The sequence below is a fragment of the Streptomyces sp. NPDC054840 genome (assembly GCF_053611065.1).
In genome coordinates this window covers 1-2,062 of record NZ_JBSGZP010000974.1, presented here as the reverse complement: position 1 = coordinate 2,062, position 2,062 = coordinate 1, and the positions used below count along the sequence as shown (strand labels likewise).

The 2,062-nt window shown below is 73.8% G+C and carries 2 protein-coding genes and 1 pseudogene; 1 reads left to right on the top strand and 2 read right to left on the bottom strand.

Annotation, left to right across the window (positions count from 1 at the left end):
* The coding region (locus tag ACWGIU_RS36570; RefSeq protein ID WP_453712385.1) for a M55 family metallopeptidase at window positions 1-192 on the bottom strand (192 nt) is incomplete at its 3' end.
* 328 nt (window positions 193-520) lie between these two features.
* Window positions 521-964: an SRPBCC family protein gene (locus ACWGIU_RS36565; protein WP_453712384.1), complete on the bottom strand. Its 444-nt coding sequence runs from the start codon at window positions 962-964 to the stop codon at window positions 521-523.
* A 250-nt stretch (window positions 965-1,214) separates the two neighbouring features.
* Between ACWGIU_RS36565 and ACWGIU_RS36560 the strand changes: the two are divergent.
* Window positions 1,215-2,062 (top strand): annotated as a pseudogene (locus ACWGIU_RS36560) (hypothetical protein); the annotation flags it as partial.

Sequence of the window (2,062 nt, the reverse complement as noted above, 5' to 3'; positions counted from 1 at the left end):
GCGCATGGTCCAGTGCGCCTCGTTGATGAGGACCTGGTCGGCTCCGCCGTCGTAGAAGCCGAGTACGGCGGCGTTGACGTCGGAGGTGAACATCGCGCGGCAGCGTTCCCACTGCGGGGTTCCGGGCAGCACGTCCGCGGGCCAGGTGACGCCGGTGGCGCCTTCCATGTCGGCGGAGATGAGGATCTTCATCGGGCCCCCGGGCGGTCGGTTGCGCTCAGGGTGCCACCCTAGCCGCCGGGGCCCCGGTGGCCGTGGGGCAGCACGCCCCGGCGCGGCGCGCGGTGGTGCCCCCTCGGCGCGCGGCCGGTGGGTGCGCAGCGCCTCGGCCGCGGCGCGTCGGCCCGTGGCTCCGTCGGCCATCGGCTCCGTCGGCCCGTGGCGCAGCAGACTCGTAGCGCAGCAGACTCGTAGCGCAGCAGACCCACAGCCCGTCCGCCCGAGGCTGCGGCCCGCGGACGCGCCGGGTTCACCCGATCCGGTGAGGCCGCTGTCCGGGCCTCACCGTCAACGCCGTTGCTCAGCGCTCCACTTCGGTGGCCAGGTTCTCCAGCACGGAGTCGTAGATCCGGCCGAGGCCCTTGGGCGCGAAGGTGCGCTCGAAGAAGCCGCCGATACCGCCGGCACCGTTCCAGACGGCGGTGACCACGGCCTTGGACTTGCCCTCACCGGCCGGGGTGACCCGCCAGGTGGTGACCATGGAGGAGTTGCGGTCCTTCTCCACCAGCTCGCCGTCGGTGGGCTCGCTGACCTCCAGCAGGCAGTCACGCACGCGCTTGCTGGTGGCCTGGAGCTTCCAGTGCACCAGGGTGCCCTCGCCGTCGCCGCCCTCGCGCACCTCGTACTCGCTGAAGTGCTCGGTCAGCAGCTTCCCGCGGGTCCCGGTGTAGTCCGCCAGCGCGTCGAACACGGTCTCCGCGTCAGCCGCGATGATCCGCTCCGTGGTGGCTTCGACCTGCGCCATAGCTGTTCCTCCCGCAGTTGTGTCCGCTCGTCACGGCGAAGCCAACCACCTCCGGGGCGGTGGCCCAAATCCGGGTCGGACGTGGCAGCGGAGCTTGACCAGGAGCGTGTCCCCGGGCAACTCCTCCAGGTACCTGGTCGTGGCGGTCTCCCGGGGCCCGGGCAGGGGCGGGCGATGGACGCGGGCGTCCGGGCCGTCGCAGTCACCGTGGACGACGGGGTCGTCCTCGCCGTACCACCAGCCGTCGAGGGTGAGCACGTGCCGGTGCGAGGGGGTCCTCGCGCTCTCCGCGGCAGCGAACTCCTCCCGGCCGGTCCAGCCGACGGTCCCGGCGGCGGCTCCTCCGTGGAGGAACCCGCCGAGGTCGTACCGCGGCGGCCTCCAGCAGGGTGGCCACGGCCTGCCGGTAGGCGGCGACCAGCGGGTGGGTGTCGAACGCCGCCCTCGCCTCCTCGTCGACCAGGTGCCCGGCCCGGTAGGCCTCCGAGGTACGCCAGGGCGTGCCCGCCACCACACGGCGCGGCTCCGCCGGCGGGTGGCTCCGGGACAGCTCCCGCCCCAGGTCCCATGCGGCCCGGGCGGCGGCCGGCGCCTCGGCCCGGATCTCGGTGCCCTGCGCGACCGCGCCAACCCCTTCTCGATCCTCACCAAGGGCACGCTGATCCTGCGCGGCCTCCCCCTGCTGCGGGAGGCCGCCGCGGTCACCGAGGTCGGCATCTCGGTCTCGGTCGGCTTCACCGACACCGGGCTCTGGCGGACCGTCGAGCCGGGCACCCCCTCCCCCACCGCCCGGCTCGGCGCCGTATGGACCCTCACCGACGCCGGGATCGAGTGCGGGGTGCTGATGGCCCCGGTCATCCCCTTCGTCGGCGACTCCCCGGAGCAGCTGCGGGTGACCGTACGGGCCGTGGCCGAGGCCGGCGCGACCTCTGTGACACCCCTCGTACTCCATCTGCGGCCCGGGGCACGCGAGTGGTTCACGGCGTGGCTGGGCGCCCACCACCCCCACCTGGTCCCCCGGTACGAGCGGATGTACGCGGGCGGGTCGTACGCGCCCACCTGGTACCAGCGCCGGATCACCCGCCAAGTCCACGAACT

Excerpts from the sequence above, each read along its gene's own strand:
- ACWGIU_RS36565 (WP_453712384.1), bottom strand. The coding sequence starts at position 964 with ATGGCGCAGGTCGAAGCCACCACGGAGCGGATCATCGCGGCTGACGCG.